The organism is Pseudomonas sp. NPDC088414 (genome assembly GCF_044753325.1).
GTDB lineage: Bacteria > Pseudomonadota > Gammaproteobacteria > Pseudomonadales > Pseudomonadaceae > Aquipseudomonas.
This window is the reverse complement of sequence record NZ_JBIVMY010000007.1, coordinates 3,162-4,646: the sequence shown is the minus strand read 5'-3', so window position 1 is coordinate 4,646 and position 1,485 is coordinate 3,162. Positions and strand designations below refer to the sequence as shown.

The 1,485-nt window shown below is 60.7% G+C and carries 1 protein-coding gene and 1 pseudogene; both read right to left on the bottom strand.

Annotated elements, in window-relative coordinates; genetic code table 11:
• Positions 1-2: 2 nt before the first annotated feature.
• On the bottom strand, positions 3-1,292 hold the full coding sequence (hisS, locus tag ACIP8I_RS09470; protein WP_007964435.1) for a histidine--tRNA ligase: 1,290 nt from the start codon (positions 1,290-1,292) through the stop codon (positions 3-5).
• Positions 1,293-1,328: 36 nt separating this feature from the next.
• A pseudogene (locus ACIP8I_RS09465) lies at positions 1,329-1,485 on the bottom strand (4-hydroxy-3-methylbut-2-en-1-yl diphosphate synthase); the annotation flags it as partial.

Here is a 1,485-nt window from a genome sequence, read left to right as displayed (position 1 = left end):
CTTCAACCCTGCACGACGCAGGTGGCCAGGTGAGCGGCGAGCGCATCCCAGGCAATGCTTTGTTGTTCGCCCTGGCCACGCAGGGGTTTGAAACCTACCACTTGCTGGGCCATTTCGTCGTCACCCAGGATCAGTGCGTACAGCGCACCGCTCTTGTCGGCTTTCTTGAACTGGCTTTTGAAGCTGCCGGCGCCGGCATTGACTTGCAGACGCAGGTTTGGAAGCTGGTCACGCACACGCTCGGCCAGGGCCAGACCGGCCAGTTCGGCCTGTTCGCCAAAGGCGCAGAGGTAGACATCGACCTGACGAGAGATTTCTTCCGGGATCTGCTCCAGGGTTTCGAGCATCAACACCAGACGCTCGATGCCCATGGCGAAACCCACGCCGGTAGTCGGCTTGCCGCCCATCTGCTCGACCAGACCGTCGTAACGACCGCCCGCGCAGACCGTGCCCTGGGCGCCGAGCTTGTCGGTGACCCATTCGAATACGGTTTTGCTGTAGTAATCGAGGCCGCGCACCAGTTTCGGGTTGAGCACGTACGGGATGCCAACCGCGTCCAGACGCGCCTTCAGACCTTCGAAGTGCGCACGGGATTCGTCGTCCAGGTAGTCGGCCATCTTCGGCGCATCGACCAGTACCGCCTGAGTGTCGGCATTTTTGGTGTCGAGCACGCGCAGCGGGTTGGTTTTCAGGCGACGCTGGCTGTCTTCGTCGAGCTTGTCGTGGTGCGCCGAGAGGTACTCGACCAGCGCTTCACGATAGCGACCACGGGATTCACTGGTGCCCAGGCTGTTGAGCTCGAGCTTGACCGCATCACGGATACCCAGCTCGCCCCACAGGCGCCAGGTCATGATGATCAGCTCGGCATCGATGTCCGGACCGTCGAGGTTAAACACCTCCAGACCGATCTGGTGGAACTGGCGATAACGGCCTTTCTGCGGACGCTCGTGGCGGAACATCGGGCCGATGTACCAGAGTTTCTGCACCTGGCCACCGCCGGTGATGCCGTGCTCGAGCACCGCACGCACGCACGCCGCGGTGCCTTCCGGACGCAGGGTCAGGGAGTCGCCGTTGCGGTCTTCGAAGGTGTACATCTCTTTTTCGACGATGTCGGTCACTTCACCGATGGAGCGCTTGAACAGCTCGGTGAACTCGACGATCGGCATGCGGATCTGCTTGTAACCGTAGTTATCCAGCAGACGCGCGACAGTGCCCTCGAAATAACGCCACAGCGGGGTCTGTTCGGGCAGGATGTCGTTCATGCCACGAATGGCTTGCAGAGACTTGCTCACTTTAAATCCTTAAATTCGTTCGGCTTTCGGTCAGGCTCAGCCGCGCGCGATGACCGCTGCGTCAGCTTCGACTTTCTCGGCCGCTTTCTCGCGGATCAGCTTTTCCAGCTCGTCCACCAGATTGTCATTCGTCAGTTTCTGCGACGGCTTGCCGTCGATGTAAATCAGGTTTGGCGTGCCGCCGGTCAAGCCG